The following is a 19,339-nucleotide window of genomic DNA, read 5'->3' on the forward strand; positions in this document are numbered from 1 at the left end:
GGTTCCTTTGTTCAAAAAAGGTAACTTATACATTTGCCGCGCGAGATAACACTACCACCAGATAAAAATAAAGCGGGTCACCTAAATGGCCCGCTTCGTTATACATATTGTTTTCATCAGTTCGTTTGTTGGCTCACAAATCTGATTTATCGAATAAACCTAATATGTAAAACAACAACCATCGCATGTCAACTCTCGTTAGTCAGTCATCAAACAGGCTTAACTACCGAGCTAATCTAACTCAAGCTAACCTGAGCTTACTGACCTTGACCCACAACGTAGTACTCAACGTCTGCATTTTTTCGCAGTATGTTTAGTACATTAGTAAGGTCTTGCTGGTTACCAACGCGCTCCAACTGTGCACCAATTTGAGTGCTATAAGCTGGGTTGATTTCAGTCGTCACTTTTGAAAGCTCAACAACAACGATGTTACCGTTTTGGTCTTTAGATTGACCGAACACAGCTTGACCTGCTTCTGGTTTCGCTAGAGCGAATACAGATACAGCTAGTGGAGAGTTACGGTCAATCGTTTCAAGTTCAGTAAACTCAAGGTTGTTTTCCGCTAGAACAGCTTCGTTACCAGCTTTAAGGTCATTAACTAGAGAAACACCTAGCTCAACAGCTTGCTCTTCCGCTTTTACAGCAGATAGTGCAGCCACAACTTGATCTTTCACCTCTTCAAGAGGAAGAACTGTCTCATCACGAGTCTCTTCAACACGTACAACGATTACGTGCTCAGGTGCCACTTCGATAACTTCAGAGTTTAGGCCATCTTCTTTCACTTCAGGGCTCAAGATAGCTTGCATTACTGCAGGCGTCTTCAACACTTCAGGTGCATCAGCTTGAGAGATAAAGTCAGTTGTTGTGATCTTAGCGTTGATAGCTTCTGCAGAGTCATCTAGTGAATCAGGGAATTCAAACGCTACTTTTTCTAGCTCAGTTTGCATTTCGTAGAACTGGTCTACTGCGTGTTGGTCTAGAAGTTCTTGCTTAATCTCCGCTGCTACTTCTGCGTATGGCTGAGATTCAGGCGCTTTTAGTTCGTCTAGCTTGATGATGTGGTAGCCGAAATCAGACTTAACCAAACCAGTAGTATCACCAACGTTCTGAAGTGCGAAAGCTGCGTCTTCGAATGCTGGGTCCATAACATCACGTTCGATCCAACCTAGGTCACCGCCAACGTCTGCACTGCCGAAGTCGTCAGATTTCTCTTCCGCTAGCGTAGCAAAATCAGCGCCTGCGTTTAGCTCGTCTAGGATTGCTTGCGCTTTCGCTTCATCGTCGCCTTCAACAAGGATGTGGCTTACTTTACGTTGCTCTGCCGTTGAGTACTTGTCTAAGTGCTCTTGGTAGTATTTTTGTGCTTCTTCGTCGCTCACTTCAAGCTCAGACTTAAGTGCTTCAGCAGAAAGTTCAATGTAAGACACTTTAGCTTGCTCTGGACGAGTGTACGCTAGAGGGTTTTCAGTGTAGTACTGTTCGATTTGCTCGTCAGTTAGCTCAACGTTTTTCGCAAGGTCAGCGACAGAAAGGGTTACTGTACGAATATCACGAGTTTGTGCTATTAGCTTGCTTTGCGTGTCGATTTCGCCTTGAAGAACAAACTCACTGCCTTGAAGTGCAGTGACAAGCTGGTTACGCATTAGGTCACGACGCATGTATTCAGCGAAGCTTTCTGCGCTGAAACCTGCACGACGTAGTGCTGCTTGGTAAACCTCTTGGTCGAATTGACCCGCCGTTTGGAACTGAGGCATTTCTAGAATCATTGTACGGATTTGAGAATCACTGATTCGTAGGCCTAGAGACTCTGCTTGCTGCTCAAGTAGAACGTCGTTGATCATGCGATCAAGTACTGATTTACGGAAAGACTCTACGTATGCAGGGTCTGCAAGCATTTGAGCAAAGTAATCGCCAAGCTGAGATTGCATGCGATTGCGTTCGTTTTGGTAAGCTTGTTCGAACTCACCACGACCGATTTCTGTATTGCCAACTTTAGCTGCTGCGTTGTTACCGCCACCGGTGATGTAGCTGCCTACACCTGCGAATACGAATGACAGGATAATCAACCCAAGGATAATTTTTACCGCGATGCTATTCACGCCTTCGCGTAATCGATCCATCATAATTTAAGTGCTCTCCGGATATGAAGCATTGGCTTCAAAATAAAAATCTATTCACGCGATATTATCAGAAAAAGAAATGCGCATCAGTAGGATGCGCATAATTTAAATTAGTTCAATGTGCTTCGCACATATACTGTTTAAGAATGAAACATCATTTTCAAACAGTAAACGCATTTTACTGCCTTCCCTCTTTCATTTAGAGGTTTCAGCAGTAGAAATTAGTTACATGCGTCTTTTAGTGCTTTACCCGCTTTGAAGCCAGGTACTTTAGCTTCTGCGATTTGGATCTCTTCACCAGTTTTTGGGTTACGACCTGTACGAGCTGCGCGAGTACGAACACTGAAAGTACCAAAGCCAACAAGTGCAACTTGATCGCCTGATTGTAGCGTTGTACCAACGGCTTCGATGAATGCCTCTAGAGCGCGGCCAGCTGAAGCTTTAGAGATGTCTGCGTTTTCTGCGATTGATTCTACTAGTTGTGTTTTATTCACTGTTTTTCCCCCAATGTGTCATCTGTGACTACTTATCGATGACTGTACGTTCCATTTTGGATTTAATTTAGCTGCAAGCCTTATTGCAAAAGGGCTGCCGCTTTGTTTAATAACTTAGCGTCCAAAAAAAACGCTGACAAGCCTTTTCGGGCCTATCAGCGCAATTCTTTACTTATTTTTGCTATGCATCACTATTTTTTCACGTCAAACTCGACCCCTGACGGATCTCGTTCTAACGCTACTTTGAGTACTTCATCAATCCACTGAACCGTAATCACCTTCAAGTCAGCGATTACGTTGTCTGGAATCTCTTCCAAATCACGCTCATTGTCTTTAGGAATCAGTACCGTTTTGATGCCGCCACGGTGTGCTGCAAGCAGTTTTTCTTTCAAACCACCGATAGGCAAAACTTCACCACGAAGGGTAATTTCACCTGTCATACCGACCTCAGCTTTAACAGGGTTACCCGTCAAGCTAGACACTAATGCAGTACACATTGCGATACCCGCACTCGGGCCATCTTTCGGTGTCGCACCTTCCGGCACGTGAACGTGAATATCGCGCTTTTCGTAGAAATCTGAGTTAATACCCAGTTTTTCTGCACGAGAACGAACCACAGTCATCGCAGCTTGGATCGATTCTTTCATCACATCACCAAGTGAACCGGTTTGCGTTAGCTTACCTTTACCCGGCATTGCTTCAGTTTCGATAGTCAGTAGATCACCTCCAACTTGAGTCCAAGCTAACCCAGTCACTTGGCCGATACGGTTGCTTTCATCCGCTTTACCGAAGTCATGACGTTGAACGCCTAAGTACTCTTTCAGGTTATCAATGTTAACCGTTACAGACTTAAGGTCGCTGTCTAGCAAGATATTCTTCACTGCTTTACGACAGAGCTTAGAGATTTCACGCTCTAGGCTACGTACACCCGCTTCACGCGTGTAGTAACGAATGATGCCGATGATTGCAGAGTCTTCAATCTCAATCTCATGAGGCTTAAGACCATTGCGTTGAACTTGCTTATCGAGTAAGTGGCTCTTAGCAATGTTCAGCTTTTCATCTTCTGTGTAACCAGACAGGCGAATCACTTCCATACGGTCCAGTAGTGGGCCGGGAATGTCCATCGAGTTAGACGTTGCAACGAACATCACATCAGACAGATCGTAATCGACTTCTAGATAGTGATCGTTAAATGCGTTGTTCTGCTCAGGGTCTAGAACTTCTAGAAGTGCTGAGGATGGGTCGCCACGCATATCAGAAGACATCTTATCGATTTCATCTAACAGGAACAGTGGGTTTTTAACGCCAACTTTAGACATTTTCTGGATTAATTTGCCTGGAAGTGAGCCGATGTAAGTACGACGGTGACCACGAATTTCAGCTTCATCACGAACGCCGCCTAGCGCCATACGTGTGTACTTACGACCCGTTGCCGCAGCAATCGAACGACCTAGCGAGGTTTTACCTACACCAGGAGGACCTACAAGACAAAGGATTGGACCTTTTAACTTGTTGATACGGTTTTGTACTGCCAAGTACTCAAGAATACGTTCTTTAACACGCTCTAAGCCGTAGTGATCTTCGTTTAAGATCTCTTCCGCTTTGGCTAAATTCTTTTTAACTTTTGAACGCCTAGCCCAAGGAACACCAACCATCCAATCAATGTAGCTACGTACTACTGTTGCTTCAGCAGACATTGGCGACATCATTTTCAGTTTTTGAAGTTCTTGCTCAGTTTTCTCACGAGCTTCTTGAGGCATCTTAGAATCATCGATCTTCTTCTTCAGAGTCTCGAATTCATCAGGTGCATCGTCCATCTCGCCAAGTTCTTTCTGAATCGCTTTCATTTGCTCATTCAGGTAGTACTCACGCTGAGACTTTTCCATCTGCTTCTTAACACGACCACGGATGCGTTTTTCAACCTGCAGGATATCAATCTCTGATTCCATTTGGCCCATCAGGAACTCTAGACGCTCAGTCACATCTAGAATCTCTAGTACGTGCTGTTTGTCTACCAGTTTAAGTGGCATGTGTGCTGCGATGGTATCAGCAAGGCGAGCGGCCTCATCAATCCCATTCAGAGAGGTTAGAACCTCTGGTGGGATCTTTTTGTTTAGCTTAATAAAGCCTTCGAATTGATTGATCGCGCTGCGAACAACCACTTCTTGTTCTTTTTCGTCAAGTTCTGTGGTAACAACATATTCGGCATCCGCTAGGAAAAATTCACTTTCTTTGAACTCGTGAATTTTTGCACGTTGCTGACCTTCAACAAGTACTTTAACCGTACCATCAGGGAGCTTAAGTAACTGAAGAATGGTAGCGACGGTACCTACTTTAAATAGGTCGTCAATTGAAGGCTCATCAGTGTCCGCTTCTTTCTGCGCAACAAGTAGTACTTGTTTGTTAGCTTCCATTGCCGACTCTAGGCAAGTAATCGATTTTTCACGACCAACAAACAATGGAATAACCATGTGTGGGTAAACCACTACATCACGTAGAGGTAGCACGGGGATTTCGATACGCTCGGAACGTTCCAAGTTCATATATTTCTCTCTTCCGCTTTAACTTATAAAGCAGTATATGGGGCTTAAACGACTGGATTCAATGGAAGAATAAAAAAAAGGAGGTAATTGCTTACCTCCTTTTTCAATTTGAGCGACTTGTCTAAAAAAGACCTACTCTGCAACAGCTGCTTGATTGTCTGAGTTGCTGTAAATCAACAGTGGCTCTGACTCACCATTGATTACCGACTCATCAATCACAACTTTGCTTACATCAGTTGAAGATGGCAGTTCGTACATCGTTTCTAGTAGAACACCCTCCAAGATAGAACGTAGACCACGAGCACCCGTTTTACGGCTCATCGCTTTCTTAGCAATCGCACGTAACGCGTCTTCGCGGAACTCTAGTTCTGTATCCTCTAGCTCAAATAATGCTGCGTACTGTTTAGTAAGTGCATTCTTTGGCTCACAAAGGATTTGGATTAGCGCTTCTTCATCAAGCTCTGTCAATGTTGTCGTAACAGGTAGACGACCAATGAATTCTGGGATTAGACCGTACTTCACTAGATCTTCAGGTTCTACTTGAGTGAACAGTTCACCGATAGTTTTTGTTTCGTCTTTTGAACGCACTTCAGCGCCAAAGCCGATACCAGAACCTGTTTCTACACGTTGTTCAATCACTTTATCTAGGCCAGCAAATGCACCACCACAGATAAATAGGATCTTAGACGTGTCCACTTGCAAGAACTCTTGCTGTGGATGCTTACGACCACCTTGTGGTGGAACAGAAGCAACTGTACCTTCAACAAGTTTTAGTAGAGCTTGCTGTACACCTTCACCAGACACGTCACGCGTGATTGATGGATTTTCAGCTTTACGAGAAATCTTGTCGATTTCATCGATGTAAACAATGCCGCGTTCCGCTTTCGCTACGTCGTAATCACATTTCTGAAGCAACTTCTGGATGATGTTTTCAACATCTTCACCCACGTAACCCGCTTCGGTTAGTGTAGTTGCGTCTGCCATTGTGAAAGGAACGTCTAGGAAACGAGCCAGTGTTTCAGCCAGTAGCGTTTTACCACTACCGGTAGGACCGATAAGAAGAATGTTACTCTTACCTAGTTCTACGCCTTCAGCTGTCGTATCACCATTACGTAAACGCTTGTAGTGGTTATATACTGCAACTGCTAGCACTTTTTTCGCGTATTCTTGACCGATTACATAGTCATCAAGGTGCTCACGAATCTCACGCGGCGTTGGCAGCGATTCAGATTCTTTCTTAGGAAGAACATCTTTAATTTCTTCACGAATAATGTCGTTACAAAGATCGACACATTCATCACAAATGTAAACAGAAGGACCTGCGATTAACTTGCGAACTTCGTGCTGGCTTTTGCCACAGAAAGAGCAGTAAAGCAGTTTACCGCTACCACCCTCTTTGCTTTTATCTGTCATTCGCTAACCTCTTAGCCTTTACTCTCTATGGTTTGAGTGTATATCAATTTGCATCACTTTGCGTCAAACAATTGCCCTGCAATTATTGACCGCGGTGATTAAGAACTGAATCCACTAAACCGTATTCTACTGCTTGATCAGCAGACATGAAATTGTCACGATCTGTATCACGCTCAACAACTTCTAGAGGCTGACCAGTGTGCTCTGCCAATAGTTTGTTTAGCTTTTGTTTGATCGTTAGGATCTCTTGCGCATGAATCTGAATATCAGACGCTTGGCCTTGGAAACCGCCAAGTGGCTGGTGAATCATTACGCGGGAGTTTGGAAGCACGTGACGCTTACCTGGAGTACCACCCGCTAGTAAGAATGCGCCCATAGAACAAGCTTGACCCATACATACTGTGCTCACGTTCGGCTTGATGAACTGCATTGTGTCGTAGATTGACATACCTGCTGTTACGCTACCGCCCGGCGAGTTGATGTAAAGGTAGATATCTTTGTCTGGGTTTTCCGATTCCAAGAAAAGCAGTTGAGCCACGACAAGATTTGCCATGTGGTCTTCCACTTGACCTGTTAAGAAAATGATTCGTTCTTTTAATAGACGAGAATAAATATCGTAAGAACGTTCACCACGGGAAGTCTGTTCAACCACCATAGGAACTAGTGCGTCCATAATCGATGGCATTGTATTTTTTTCTTGGTAGCTCATATTCTTATGTCCCTAAAATAAATGGCCCGAATGATTAAATCATACGGACCATTGTTAGCAGAATTGTTGACCGTACGTCAACCTTCTACGTCAGATATTACTATATTAAGCAGGTTGCTGATTCATTAGCTCGTTGAAGCTAGCTTCTTTATCAGAAACTTGAGCTTTAGCGATGATTGCATCAATAGCTTGCTCTTCTAGAGCAACGTTGCGCATGTTGTTCATCATTTGCTCGTTTTGCTCGTAGTAAGCAATAACTTCAGATGGATCTTCGTATGCTGTAGCCATCTCTTCGATGATAGCTTTAACTTTCTCGTCGTCAGCTTTTAGCTCTTCAGTCTTGATTACTTCACCAAGTAGAAGACCTACAACTACGCGACGTTTAGCTTGCTCTTCGAACAGCTCACGTGGAAGTTGGTCAGCAGCTTCAGTGTTGCCACCGAAACGTTGAGCAGCTTGTTGACGTAGAACACCGATCTCTTGATCGATTAGAGCAGAAGGTACGTCGATGTTGTTTTCGTTAACTAGACCGTCGATAGCTTGCTCTTTGATGCGGTTCTTAACAGCTTGCTTAAGCTCACGCTCCATGTTCTTACGAACTTCAGCTTTAAGACCTTCAACGCCGTCAGTTGCGCCGAACTTAGCAACGAATTCTTCGTTTAGTTCTGGAAGTTCACGAGCTTCAACTTTGTTTACTTTGATTGCAAACTTAGCTGCTTTACCTTTTAGGTTTTCAGCGTGGTAATCTTCTGGGAAGTTTACGTCGATTTCGAATTCCATACCTGCCGTTTTACCAACAATACCGTCTTCGAAACCAGGGATCATGCGACCAGCGCCCATCTCTAGTGGGAAGTTCTCAGCTTTACCGCCTTCGAACTCTTCCCCGTCGATAGAACCAACGAAATCGATAGTTGCACGAGAACCAGCGTCAGCTGCAGTGTCAACTTCAGTCCAAGTGGCTTGTTGCTTACGTAGAGTTTCGATCATCTCTTCAACGTCTGCGTCTTTAACTTCTACTGCTGGCTTCTCAACAGTGATGTTTTCTAGACCTTTCAGCTCAACTTCTGGGTAAACTTCAAAAGTTGCGTTGAATACTAGGTCAGCGCCTTCGTTGTTTTCAACTGATGCGAAAGTTGGTGCGCCAGCTGGGTTGATTTTCTCTTTAACGATCGCTTCGATGAAGTGACGTTGCATTACTTCGCCCATCACGTCTTGACGTACTGCTTTGCCGTACATTTTAGCAACCATCTTCATTGGCACTTTGCCTTTGCGGAAACCATCGAAACGACGGTTTTTCGCGATGTTGCGTAGTTCAGCTGTAACTGCATCTTCAATGTTAGCAGCAGGAACAGTAATATTAAGACGGCGCTCTAGGCCTTCTAGCGTTTCAACAGTAACTTGCATTATATAAACCTCAAAACTGGCTCAGCAATCTGAGCATATGAGCCGTAACTTAGCTTTAATTCAAAAGCCGGCGTTGTTGGCTGCATCCTTGTGTTGTGCTCTATCCGAACACCTAATTTAAAATTGAGCATTGATGTTTGAATTGATCATTCAACCAAACACCAGACTAATCAGCGATATCTTCATCTTCACATACTTGTTAAGAGCTCAGTTTTCACTCGCTAATAAAAAGCAGCGAAGCTTGTTTTCGGAAACAAGAAAGGTATCTCCGATTAGCCTCAGGACAGAAATTTTAGACGCGACATTCTAGCGATCTGTTTAATCTCTGTCGAGCCGTTCACCTCTGCTTGATGATGAATGCTCTAAATTCGTCCAACTAAATGATACAAAAACGTTCAGAACATCACTTAGCACAACAGAAATGGGGACAATAGCGACTTTTTCAAGGGAATCGAGGGCTTTTTTTGCTAAAAACCTTAAAAAGAGATCTTGCTCTTGTTTTACCCCTCAGAGTCGATAACTTTTTCAACAATCTCCGTTACAAAGCCTTAACCTAATGCCATCTACTGGCTCTCTATTTTCAGTAAAAACTACCGCTAATTGCTGTGATGAATGAGAGAAAGCAGGATTTATATTGTCGCCCCCGATTTAGCAGAGAACCAGCATGTTTCAAGCTTCGAGAATTCGTATCCTGTTGTTGATCGTCTACAGCGTCTTGATGACCCTTGGTGGTCACTGGGTATGGAATACGAGCCATCAAAGTTTGTTAAATGATCACCAATCTAACTTAGACCGCTTTTCCGTCCACATTGCCAGCCAATTGGATAAGTTTGCCCATATCCCTGAGCTGCTTTCGAAGGATAAAGAGCTGGTTGATGCCCTGCACTCACCAAGCAACACTGCTCAGATTGAACTCACCAATCGCTATCTAGAGCACGTAAACTCAGTGATTCAGGCGTCTGACACCTATTTATTGGATAGCATCGGTACCACTATCGCGGCAAGTAACTGGAACCTAAAACATTCTTTTGTTGGGCGTAATTTTGCCTTTCGCCCTTATTACCAACAAGCCATTCAAGGACATGAAAAGCAGTACTTTGCTTTAGGTTCGACTTCAGGAAAGAGAGGCTACTATTACTCTTATCCGGTCTCTTATGCTGCTGAAATCATTGGTGTAATTGTGGTAAAAATGGATTTATCTTCGATTGAAGCAAGCTGGCAAGGTAAACAGAGCTTTTTTGTCGCGGATGATAAAGACCAGATTATCTTTATGTCGAGCAACCCTGAATGGCTTTTCAAAAGCCTTCAGCCACTAAGCGAAGCACAACACACTCAAATTCAAGAAAGCAGGCAGTATCTCGATACAAAAATAGAAAGCCTGCACTTCTCCGGCGATTTAGACAATGTCACCAGTCGTATTGAGTCGCCACACAAACTCGTCCAAGAGCAGTTCTTTAGCTCATCTCGCTTCCTAGCCGAGCCAAAACTCACCATACGGGTATTTTCTCCGACCCACTTAGTTTGGTGGGACTTGGTTGCTTACCTTGTGGTTTTGAGCCTTGTTTTTGCGATTATTTATCTAACGATGCAACTCAATCTCCATCGACAACAAAGACGTGTTCAGATAGATAGGCTGCAATCCGAAGCAAAACAAAAGCTCGAATTTCAAGTGCTTGAGCGTACATCGGAGTTGCATGTCGAGATCAAACACCGCATCGAAACCGAGCATGTGCTGAGGCAAACTCAAGACGAGCTCATCCAAGCCGCCAAACTGGCGGTGCTAGGGCAGATGTCAGCGAGCATCAGTCACGAGCTAAACAACCCGCTCGCTGCAATTCGCAGTTATGCCGACAATGGCCGACTCTTCCTTGCCAAAGAAAAAACCGATCGTGTCGATGACAATCTATCGCGAATCTCGGCACTCACTGATCGCATGGCGAAAATCAGCCACCAGCTTCGCTCCTTCGCCAAGAAATCCACTGCGGAAGAGCTACACACCTTACAAATACTCCCTGTATTACAATCATCGAAAGAGCTGATGAAGCCACAGCTCAAGAGTGAACGAGTTAAGGTCAACGAACTCCCTGAAATCTTTGATGCTTGCGTGCTCGCCAACGCTATTCAACTGGAACAGGTGATCATTAACCTGCTGACTAATGCGATTCAGGCGATGGAACAACAAGATGATAAACAATTAGCTATTCTGTTAGAGATTAGGGAGTCCGACCATCAACAAGCCCAGACCTTGCTGATTCATGTCGATGATAATGGTCCCGGCTTCACCTCCCCTTCGAACGGACACTTTTTTGAACCCTTCCATACCACCAAGAAAAACGGACTTGGACTTGGGCTATCGATTTCTCAACAAATAATCAGCGGAATAAATGGCAAGCTCGTTACAGGAAGCAGCCCCCAAGGTGGTGCTCGATTTAGTATAGAGTTACCCCTTGTTGAACAAGAACAGCAAGCAAAAACTCAGCAATAACCAGAATACAAAGAAGTAAAGGAATCACTATGTGTCACGTCTATTTCATTGATGATGAATCCGATCTAAGAATGGCGATTGGACAGAGTTTCGAGCTTGCCGACATTGATGCCGAATTCTTTCCCGATGCGGAGTCTGCTCTGATCGCGATTCAAGAAAACGGCTTACCTCACGTGATCATCACTGATATCTGTTTACCGGGTCTATCCGGGCATGACTTGCTCAACACTGTCATGCATAAAGACAAAGAGATTCCCGTCATCATGATCACAGGACACGGTGACATCTCGATGGCAGTGCAAGCGATTCAAGACGGCGCCTACGATTTTATCGAGAAGCCTTTTGCCAATGAACGCTTAATAGAGACAACCAAACGCGCTATTGAAAAGCGCCAGCTGACCTTGGAAAACCTTGAACTCAAACGCTCACTCAAAGCCAGTAAAACTCTTGGACCAAGAATCATTGGTGATACTCAATCCATGACTGAGCTTCGCTCTGTGATTACCCATGTCGCTGACACCAACACCGATATCTTGTTATTTGGAGAGACAGGCACAGGTAAAGAGCTGGTCGCGCGCTCCCTACATGAGCAAAGCAGCCGCAGAGAACAAAACTTTGTCGCAGTAAACTGTGGCGCCGTTCCTGAAAACCTAATTGAGAGTGAGCTCTATGGCCATGAAAAAGGCGCATTCACAGGCGCCGAGAATAAACGCGTGGGTAAATTCGAATTTGCTCAAGGGGGAACCCTGTTCTTAGATGAAATAGAGTCCATGCCGATGCAAGCACAGATACGCCTACTACGAGTATTGCAAGAACGCGCCATTGAAAGGGTTGGCTCAAACGGCTTGGTGCCCCTGGATATCCGCGTGATTGCGGCCACTAAAGTCGACCTAAAAAAGGCTGCTGAAGAAGGAACTTTCCGCCAAGATCTCTATTACCGACTTAATGTTGTGACCCTAGTTTTGCCACCGTTAAGAAGCCGCCAAGAAGATATCCCTGCGCTTTTCCATCACTTCTTGTTGGTCGCTGCGGCGCGTTACGGAAAAACAGCCCCAGCACTTCCAAAAAAGGAACTGCACGGGCTTTTAGTACATGATTGGCCTGGGAATGTGCGTGAGCTACGCAATAGCGCTGAACGCTTTATCTTACTCGGAAAATTAGCTCAATTGGGTGATGGAGCAAGCTCAGAAATCCACTCAGACGCTAGCATTAGCCTATCGGACCAAGTGGCAGAATTCGAAAAAACGGTGATCGAGCGCGCTTTGATTGAGAATGAAGGGAGTATAAAATTAACCATGTCTCAATTAAGTGTCCCAAGAAAAACGCTTTACGACAAAATGCAGCGTTACCAAATTAACAAAGATAATTTTAAGTAAAATAATAGATTTCAAAGTGAAAAATTAAGCCGTGAAATACAAGAATCAACATAGAAACAAAACTCAAAGCGCAGCTTGATCTCAAGCTATATCGAAACTGGCAGAGATTAGATTCCTCTTCCATAATTCATGCGTCGGTTATAAGGAAAAGTTGCATATGAATGAAAAAACGACCATTCCTATCATTGTAGAAACAGTGCTGATTGATGACCATTATGTAGTAGAAAAAAGGTCTGGGCGCGAGCGAAGAAAGAAGAAAGTACGCTGGAAAGGCTATGACAGACGTTTAAGAGGCACAGCAAGGCGTGGAAAAAATAAAGCGATAGATGAAAAGGTGTAACTCTTCATATTATCGCCGTTATTTACAAGAAGATCCCTCCGGGCATGCCTGGTCTACTTACCGTGACAACACTAAAGCGTTTATCAAAATTACAAACAGCTTACGCTGTAATTTTGGAACTGGCATTCATCTAGGATTAAACCCGTGGGCTTCTGTATCCACAGAATAAAACCGTTCGTTAGACTAGACGTATATATAAACCGCCCACTACTTGGTTATGATCTCTGGCCCCATCAAGGTGGTTGGTAACCAAGTTGATACCCAAGGCACGTAAGTTACGATTATCAAGAACAAGAACATCACACCAACCCACGGCAGCGCCGCCTTCACCACATTCATCATCGACATCTTGGCGACACCAGCGGTCACAAATAGGTTAAGCCCAACAGGCGGCGTTATCATGCCTATCTCCATGTTCACCACCATCATGATACCTAAGTGGATTGGGTCAATACCGAGTGCAATCGCGATTGGGAAAACCAGTGGTGCAACAATGATCAATAGACCAGATGGCTCCATAAACTGACCACCAATCAACAGCAATACGTTCACCATAATCAAGAAGGTGATTGGGCCAAGACCAGCCGATAGCATAGATTCTGTAATCATTTGTGGAATACGTTCTTCTGTCAGAACGTGCTTCAGAATCAGTGCATTGGCAATGATAAACAGCAGCATGATCGTCAGCTTACCTGCGTCATAAAGCGTATCTTTAGTGTCTTTGTGGAAGAAGGTTTGGAACACTTTAACTATCGCTGATTTGGTGTTGTTCTTATCAGCGAACGGCCCCATATCTTTGTAGATAAAGTTAGCGATAAAGAAGGCGTACACCGCTGCCACTGCCGCCGCTTCGGTCGGAGTAAAGATACCACCGTAGATACCGCCAAGAATGATGACGATCAGTAACAAACCCCAGCTTGCGTCTTTAGCGGCTGCGAACATCTCACCCCAACCCACAAACGGTTGCGCTGGAATCTTCTTAATGCGTGCTGCAATGTAGATAGCAATCATCAACATCACGCCCGCCAACAAACCCGGGATCACGCCACCAAGGAACATACGACCTACCGATACATCGGTTGCTGCTGCGTAAACCACCATTACGATTGACGGCGGAATCAAGATACCCAAAGTACCGGCATTACAGATAACACCTGCAGCAAACTCTTTTGAGTAACCATTTTTGATCATACCTGCGATAACGATACTACCGATTGCCACTACCGTTGCTGGTGAAGAGCCAGACAGCGCTGCGAACATCATACATGCCACAACCGACGCCATCGCCAAGCCACCCCGGAACCAGCCAACCATCGCGATCGCGAAACGAATAATACGTTTCGCCACGCCACCTGTAGACATAAAGCTAGAAGCCAAGATAAAGAAAGGAATCGCTAACAGTGTGTAGTGACCGGCAAAAGCATTAAACAGAGTTTGTGCGACCGATGCCAATGATGCATCTGAATGCATCAACAAAAACAGGATGCTTGATAAACCTAAGGAAATCGCAATTGGCACACCGACCAACATAAAAGCAATTACCATCAAAAATAGAAATAACATTGCCATGATTAGTCTTCCTTACCGTTAGGCTTTGTACCCGACACGTTGGTCTTGTTGTTCGTAGTCGAATCCAATACTGCAGTCGCGTCTTCGTCAGAACCCGCAAGCACATCCGCTTTCAACGCATCTAGCTCTTCTTCGGCTTCATGACCTGCAATCATGCGGTCGAGTTTGCCCGTCACAACTTGATAAGCAACTTGGATGAATCGGAACGTTAGTAATGCCATACCAATCGGCAATGCCATATAAGGGATAAAGCGTGGCAACTTTTCGTATCGCTCACCTTCATTCAGCCAGTCAGCAAGAAACTGAAGCATCTCTGGCATTGGGATATCATCGGTTTCATACCATGCGCGATCGGTCGCGAATGGGTACCAATAGTTCCATGAACCAATGAGAAGTAAGATTGAAAAGGCAAGGCAGCTAGTGACGGCAATTAACGCGTACACTTTGCGTAGCTTTTCAGGCGCAAGGTTGATGATGACATCAACACCAATGTGGAAGTGTTTTTTAACGCCGTAAGAAGCGCCTACTAATACCATCCATGCGAACATGAATACCGTCAGTTCTAATGCCCATAAAATGTTGTCGTTGAACGCGTATCGAAAGACCACGTTCGCAAAAGTAAGTAGGGTCATTGCACCCAGAAAGAAGGCTATTAAAGACTCTTCAATTAAATCGGTGACTTTTCCGACTTTGGAAAATAAAGACTGTTCCATTTGAGACTGTTCCATAAAATGCTCCGCTTATAATTGTTTTAATAAAGGGCAGCGGTAGGGAGCCGCCACCCTATAGCGGTGTTATTGGTTTGAAGCTAATGCTGCATCGATAAGATCTGAACCGATGTCTTTTTCAAACTTCTTCCATACTGGTTGAAGTGCTGTTACCCATGCTTGACGCTGTTCAGGCGTCAACGTACGAACCTCACCACCGGCTTCGATGATGTTGTTTTTGTTCGCTAGGTTAACTTTTGAAGATTCAGCGTTACGCGTTTCAGAGACTTCCTGGACGATTGTGCCAAGCTGTGTACGTACATCTTCAGGTAGGTCTTTCCAGAAGTCGTTTGACGTTACGACTAGGTAATCCAAAATGCCGTGATTGGTTTCAGTCACGCCGTCTTGCACTTCAAAAAACTTCTTACCGTAGATGTTTGACCAAGTGTTCTCTTGACCATCGATAACCTTAGTTTGCAGGCCACCGTATACTTCTTTGAACGACATTTTCTGAGGGTTGGCACCTAACTGCTCAAACTGAGCCACCAATACGTCTGATGCTTGAACACGGAACTTCAAACCTTCTGCATCTTCTGGGCTGATAAGCGGTTTGTTCGCAGACATCTGCTTCATGCCATTGTGCCAGAATGCCAAGCCTTGCAGACCACGACGCTTCATTGCGTTCTTCAGCTTTTCACCAGATTCTGAGTTTTGGAAACGGTCAACGGCTTCTACATCTTCAAACAGGAACGGAAGGTCAAAAATGCGGTATTTCTTAGTGAACTTTTCAAATTTAGACAGCGAAGGTGCCGCCATTTGAACATCACCATTTAACAGGGCTTCCAGTACCTTGTTATCATCGTAAAGCGTTGAGTTTGGGAAAACTTGCATACAAGCTTTACCATTCATTTCCGTGTTTACTCGCTCTTCAAGTAGAGAAGCAGCGATGCCTTTCGGGTGCTTATCCGTGTTAGTTACATGACTGAATTTAATCACGATTTCACCTGGGTCACAGTTTGCAGCAGCATTAAAACTGGTGAGTGCCAGAGCAGATACAGACAGCAGGGTAAGAGGCTTAAGCATTATTATTCTCCTTAGTAAACAAAGCAGCCCTTCAATGGGAACTGCGTGCTTTCACTAAGGCAATTAGTGCGCCACATTGATACAAACCATTAACAACTCTTTAACCATAAGGCTTGGCAATATCGAGTCGCTCACCATGCAGCTCAGCTAATAATATTAATGGGTGGGAAATGACCCATAGAATATTTATAAATGGGTGGGAGTTGACCAAATTATCAATGATGAAATAAATGTAAGGAGGAAAAATAAAGGCCACCACTTCGGTAAACAAAGTGACAGCCTTATATAGAGATTCTATAGAGCTGGTTATCTCAATAGTATATTGAAATATTGTCTGAGTCAGATAATTACGATTTCTGCATACGCTTTTTAAGTCGTGCTAAATCAATAGCACTTGAACGTACCGTCAGCTTAATGCACTCGTAGTCGTACTCTTCTTTCACCACGCTCATGTTTGATCGGATCTCACCAATGATGCCTTGTCCAGAATAAGGGATCGTGATTTCCTCTTCGATCATGCCTTGTTCAGCCACGCCCACGATGTATTTATGAAGCTTGGTGATATCCAGAGGATCACGAGTTGACGTCAGCATCGCATCTGGGAATTCGTCCATCAACGCAAGCTGCTGCTCCTCACTCAATCTATCGCACTTGTTCAGTACCAAGAGTTTTTCACTGTCTTCAACGCCCACTTGCGCCAATACTTCGTGTACCACATCGAGCTGAGCGCGGAATGAAGCGTCAGACGCATCAACCACATAGAGTAGCAGTGACGCGTCGTGTGCTTCCGCAAGCGTTGAGTGGAATGAAGCAACCAAATCATGTGGCAGCTTCTTGATGAAACCAACCGTATCTGACACTAGGATACGCGGCTGAGTGATCGGCTGAAGCGCACGAACCGTGGTGTCTAGGGTTGCGAATAACTTGTCTTCACCACTTACTTCGGTTGCGGTCATTGCGCGCATCATCGAAGATTTACCCGCATTGGTGTAACCGACTAGAGCAACGGTGAAAAGCTCCGAACGCTTAGTACGTCGATTCTTCATTTCATCTTGTACGCTTACCAGCTCACGCTTAAGCGCAGCAATTTGGTCGCGTACTTTACGACGGTCAAGCTCTAGTGAGGTTTCACCAGCACCCTGACCCATTTGACGTTCTTTGTCACCGTCGGCTGTTTCACGAAGTCGAGGTACTAAGTAATTTAGGCGAGCGATTTCAACTTGCAGACGTGCGGTACGAGTACGGGCGTGGCGACTGAAGATTTCGATGATGATACCGGTGCGGTCAAACACCTCGACACCCAAGTGAGCTTCCACGTTACGCAGTTGAGAAGGGCTCAAATCACAGTCAAATACCACGACATCAGCAGTACCAAACTCCATCTCTTCAGATGGCAGGTCATCAAAATCGATCTCATCAATCCCAGCATGAAAGTCAAAAGACTCATCGATGAAATCTTCGTCTTCCACTTCTTGAATCGAACCTTGGTAACCGGTTAGGTGAGCAATTTCTGCAAGCTTACCGGCACCCAACACGTCTTGTCGTTGGGTGGAACTGTGGTGTTGTGACTGAGTACCGACCACTTTAAACCCTAGGGTTGTCACTAATCGAGCAAGTTCAGCAAGAGACTCTTTTGCTTCGTCACCTTTAAAATCGGGTGTCGTAATAGAGATAAGTAGAGCGTTACTAGCGGAGGGTTTTGCTGTTAGTTTCATGTTTTATTCTGTCTATGCACAAAAGTGCACCTAGTATTGGGTCTAAAGTAGCGCGATCCTACGCTGTTCTCAGTCCGCTTTATAGAGCTAACCGTGACTAATTGGCGATATTATTTCAGTTAATCTACTTATCTCGTTTATCCCTCTGTTTTCATGAGGAAATAAAACGAGCTAAAACAACAAAAAGGCAGCATCACATTGTCAATTACGAATTGGTGATACTGCCTTGTTCTAAGCTTAGTCTTCAATTGAGCGACTGACTCAAAAACTAGAAATCAATTCTCGCTTCAGTCTGCGCATCAAAGAATACCGCTTTCGACAGGTCGAAATGCAGCGGTGCCATCTGCCCTACCGACACTTCAAATTCCGGTGATAAGCGACACGCCACCTCTTGGTCGTTCACCTTCACCATCGCAATCGTATCTGGTCCTGTCGGTTCTAGAACTTCCAACTGTAAATCCAGTTTAGTGGTTGCCGACAGATCATCGCCTTGTTGCTCAGTAATGTGCTCTGGGCGCAGGCCAATCACCACTTCTTTACCGTCTTGTTCACGCATGCTTTTCGGCAGTCGAATATGATGCTCTTGATCCGCCGTACCAATAACCTTAATGATCGGGTTCTGCTCCTCGTCGAGATCCACCATAGTCTTGATAAAGTTCATCGATGGTGACCCCATAAATCCTGCCACAAACATGTTGCTTGGCTTGGTGTAGATCTCTTGCGGTGTGCCTAACTGCTGCAATTCGCCATCTTTCATTACTGCGATGCGGTCAGCCAGCGTCATTGCCTCGATTTGATCATGGGTTACATAAACAATCGTAGTGTTGAGCTTTTGATGTAGGCGCTTAATCTGATGGCGCATTTCCACACGCAGCTTGGCATCTAGGTTAGAAAGCGGCTCATCAAACAAGTACAACTTAGGACGACGCGCCAGCGCACGCCCCATCGCCACACGCTGACGTTGACCACCCGATAGTTGTGAGGGTTTGCGATCCAGCAATTGTTCAATTTGCAACATTTCAGCGACGCGATTCACCTCAGCATCGATCTCGTCCTGCGGCATCTTGCGGATCTTCAAGCCGAAGGCGATGTTGCCGCGTACCGTCATGTTTGGGTAAAGTGCGTATGATTGGAACACCATCGCAATGTCGCGATCTTTGGGTTCAACCTGAGCGACATCGACACCATCAATCACGATTTCACCCGAGCTAATGTTTTCAAGCCCAGCAATGGTGTTCATTAGGGTGGATTTTCCACACCCCGAAGGGCCGACAAGTATCAAGAACTCCCCCGAATCGATACTAATGTCGATGCCCTTTAACGTTTCGTTGTCCGCGTTGCGATAGGTTTTACGGATCTGTTTTAAATCTAATGTTGCCAT

Annotated in this window: 14 protein-coding genes and 1 pseudogene; 3 read left to right on the forward strand and 12 right to left on the reverse strand. The window is 44.8% G+C overall.

Going from position 1 to position 19,339, the window contains the following annotated elements; all coding sequences use genetic code 11:
* Nucleotides 1-257: 257 nt before the first annotated feature.
* The 7 genes and pseudogenes from ppiD to L1D11_RS22775 form a co-directional block, all read right to left on the reverse strand.
* Nucleotides 258-2,123, reverse strand: coding sequence for a peptidylprolyl isomerase (gene ppiD, locus L1D11_RS18150; protein WP_239832227.1), 1,866 nt, complete (start codon nucleotides 2,121-2,123; stop codon nucleotides 258-260).
* Between the two features lie 218 nt (nucleotides 2,124-2,341).
* Nucleotides 2,342-2,614, reverse strand: a complete 273-nt coding sequence (locus tag L1D11_RS18155; protein WP_239832228.1) for an HU family DNA-binding protein — start codon at nucleotides 2,612-2,614, stop codon at nucleotides 2,342-2,344.
* Between the two features lie 191 nt (nucleotides 2,615-2,805).
* Nucleotides 2,806-5,157, reverse strand: coding sequence for an endopeptidase La (lon, locus tag L1D11_RS18160; protein WP_239832229.1), 2,352 nt, complete (start codon nucleotides 5,155-5,157; stop codon nucleotides 2,806-2,808).
* Between the two features lie 132 nt (nucleotides 5,158-5,289).
* Entirely contained in the window at nucleotides 5,290-6,570 is a 1,281-nt protein-coding gene (clpX, locus tag L1D11_RS18165) for an ATP-dependent protease ATP-binding subunit ClpX (RefSeq protein WP_008220631.1), read from the reverse strand.
* An 82-nt stretch (nucleotides 6,571-6,652) separates the two neighbouring features.
* Entirely contained in the window at nucleotides 6,653-7,279 is a 627-nt protein-coding gene (clpP, locus tag L1D11_RS18170) for an ATP-dependent Clp endopeptidase proteolytic subunit ClpP (protein ID WP_004736080.1), read from the reverse strand.
* Nucleotides 7,280-7,384: 105 nt separating this feature from the next.
* Nucleotides 7,385-8,683, reverse strand: a complete 1,299-nt coding sequence (tig, locus tag L1D11_RS18175) for a trigger factor (RefSeq protein WP_239832230.1) — start codon at nucleotides 8,681-8,683, stop codon at nucleotides 7,385-7,387.
* 318 nt (nucleotides 8,684-9,001) lie between these two features.
* Nucleotides 9,002-9,184 (reverse strand): annotated as a pseudogene (locus L1D11_RS22775) (hypothetical protein); the annotation flags it as partial.
* A gap of 163 nt (nucleotides 9,185-9,347) precedes the next feature.
* On the opposite strand from L1D11_RS22775, the gene L1D11_RS18180 reads away from it, so the two are divergent.
* The 3 genes from L1D11_RS18180 to L1D11_RS18190 all read left to right on the forward strand — a co-directional run bounded on the left by L1D11_RS18180 (nucleotide 9,348) and on the right by L1D11_RS18190 (nucleotide 12,884).
* Nucleotides 9,348-11,168 carry an ATP-binding protein gene (locus L1D11_RS18180; protein WP_239832231.1) on the forward strand — a complete coding sequence of 607 codons (1,821 nt, stop codon included), beginning with the start codon at nucleotides 9,348-9,350 and terminating at the stop codon, nucleotides 11,166-11,168.
* A gap of 29 nt (nucleotides 11,169-11,197) precedes the next feature.
* Nucleotides 11,198-12,544 carry a sigma-54 dependent transcriptional regulator gene (locus L1D11_RS18185; protein ID WP_239832232.1) on the forward strand — a complete coding sequence of 449 codons (1,347 nt, stop codon included), beginning with the start codon at nucleotides 11,198-11,200 and terminating at the stop codon, nucleotides 12,542-12,544.
* A gap of 157 nt (nucleotides 12,545-12,701) precedes the next feature.
* The gene (locus L1D11_RS18190) at nucleotides 12,702-12,884 is read left to right on the forward strand and encodes a hypothetical protein (RefSeq protein WP_239832233.1); all 183 of its coding nucleotides are present in this window, start codon (nucleotides 12,702-12,704) and stop codon (nucleotides 12,882-12,884) included.
* Between the two features lie 207 nt (nucleotides 12,885-13,091).
* Here L1D11_RS18190 and L1D11_RS18195 read toward each other — a convergent pair whose 3' ends face one another.
* From L1D11_RS18195 to ugpC, 5 genes are all read right to left on the reverse strand, one after another.
* The gene (locus tag L1D11_RS18195) at nucleotides 13,092-14,453 is read right to left on the reverse strand and encodes a TRAP transporter large permease (RefSeq protein ID WP_239832234.1); all 1,362 of its coding nucleotides are present in this window, start codon (nucleotides 14,451-14,453) and stop codon (nucleotides 13,092-13,094) included.
* A gap of 2 nt (nucleotides 14,454-14,455) precedes the next feature.
* Nucleotides 14,456-15,181, reverse strand: a complete 726-nt coding sequence (locus L1D11_RS18200) for a TRAP transporter small permease (RefSeq protein WP_239832235.1) — start codon at nucleotides 15,179-15,181, stop codon at nucleotides 14,456-14,458.
* A gap of 66 nt (nucleotides 15,182-15,247) precedes the next feature.
* Complete coding sequence (locus L1D11_RS18205) at nucleotides 15,248-16,243, reverse strand: TRAP transporter substrate-binding protein (RefSeq protein WP_239832236.1); 996 nt, start codon at nucleotides 16,241-16,243, stop codon at nucleotides 15,248-15,250.
* A gap of 347 nt (nucleotides 16,244-16,590) precedes the next feature.
* Nucleotides 16,591-17,958, reverse strand: a complete 1,368-nt coding sequence (gene hflX / locus L1D11_RS18210) for a GTPase HflX (RefSeq protein WP_239832237.1) — start codon at nucleotides 17,956-17,958, stop codon at nucleotides 16,591-16,593.
* Between the two features lie 268 nt (nucleotides 17,959-18,226).
* Complete coding sequence (gene ugpC / locus L1D11_RS18215; RefSeq protein ID WP_239832238.1) at nucleotides 18,227-19,339, reverse strand: sn-glycerol-3-phosphate ABC transporter ATP-binding protein UgpC; 1,113 nt, start codon at nucleotides 19,337-19,339, stop codon at nucleotides 18,227-18,229.

It is taken from the genome of Vibrio sp. Isolate32 (assembly GCF_022397955.1).
Taxonomy (GTDB): Bacteria; Pseudomonadota; Gammaproteobacteria; order Enterobacterales; family Vibrionaceae; genus Vibrio.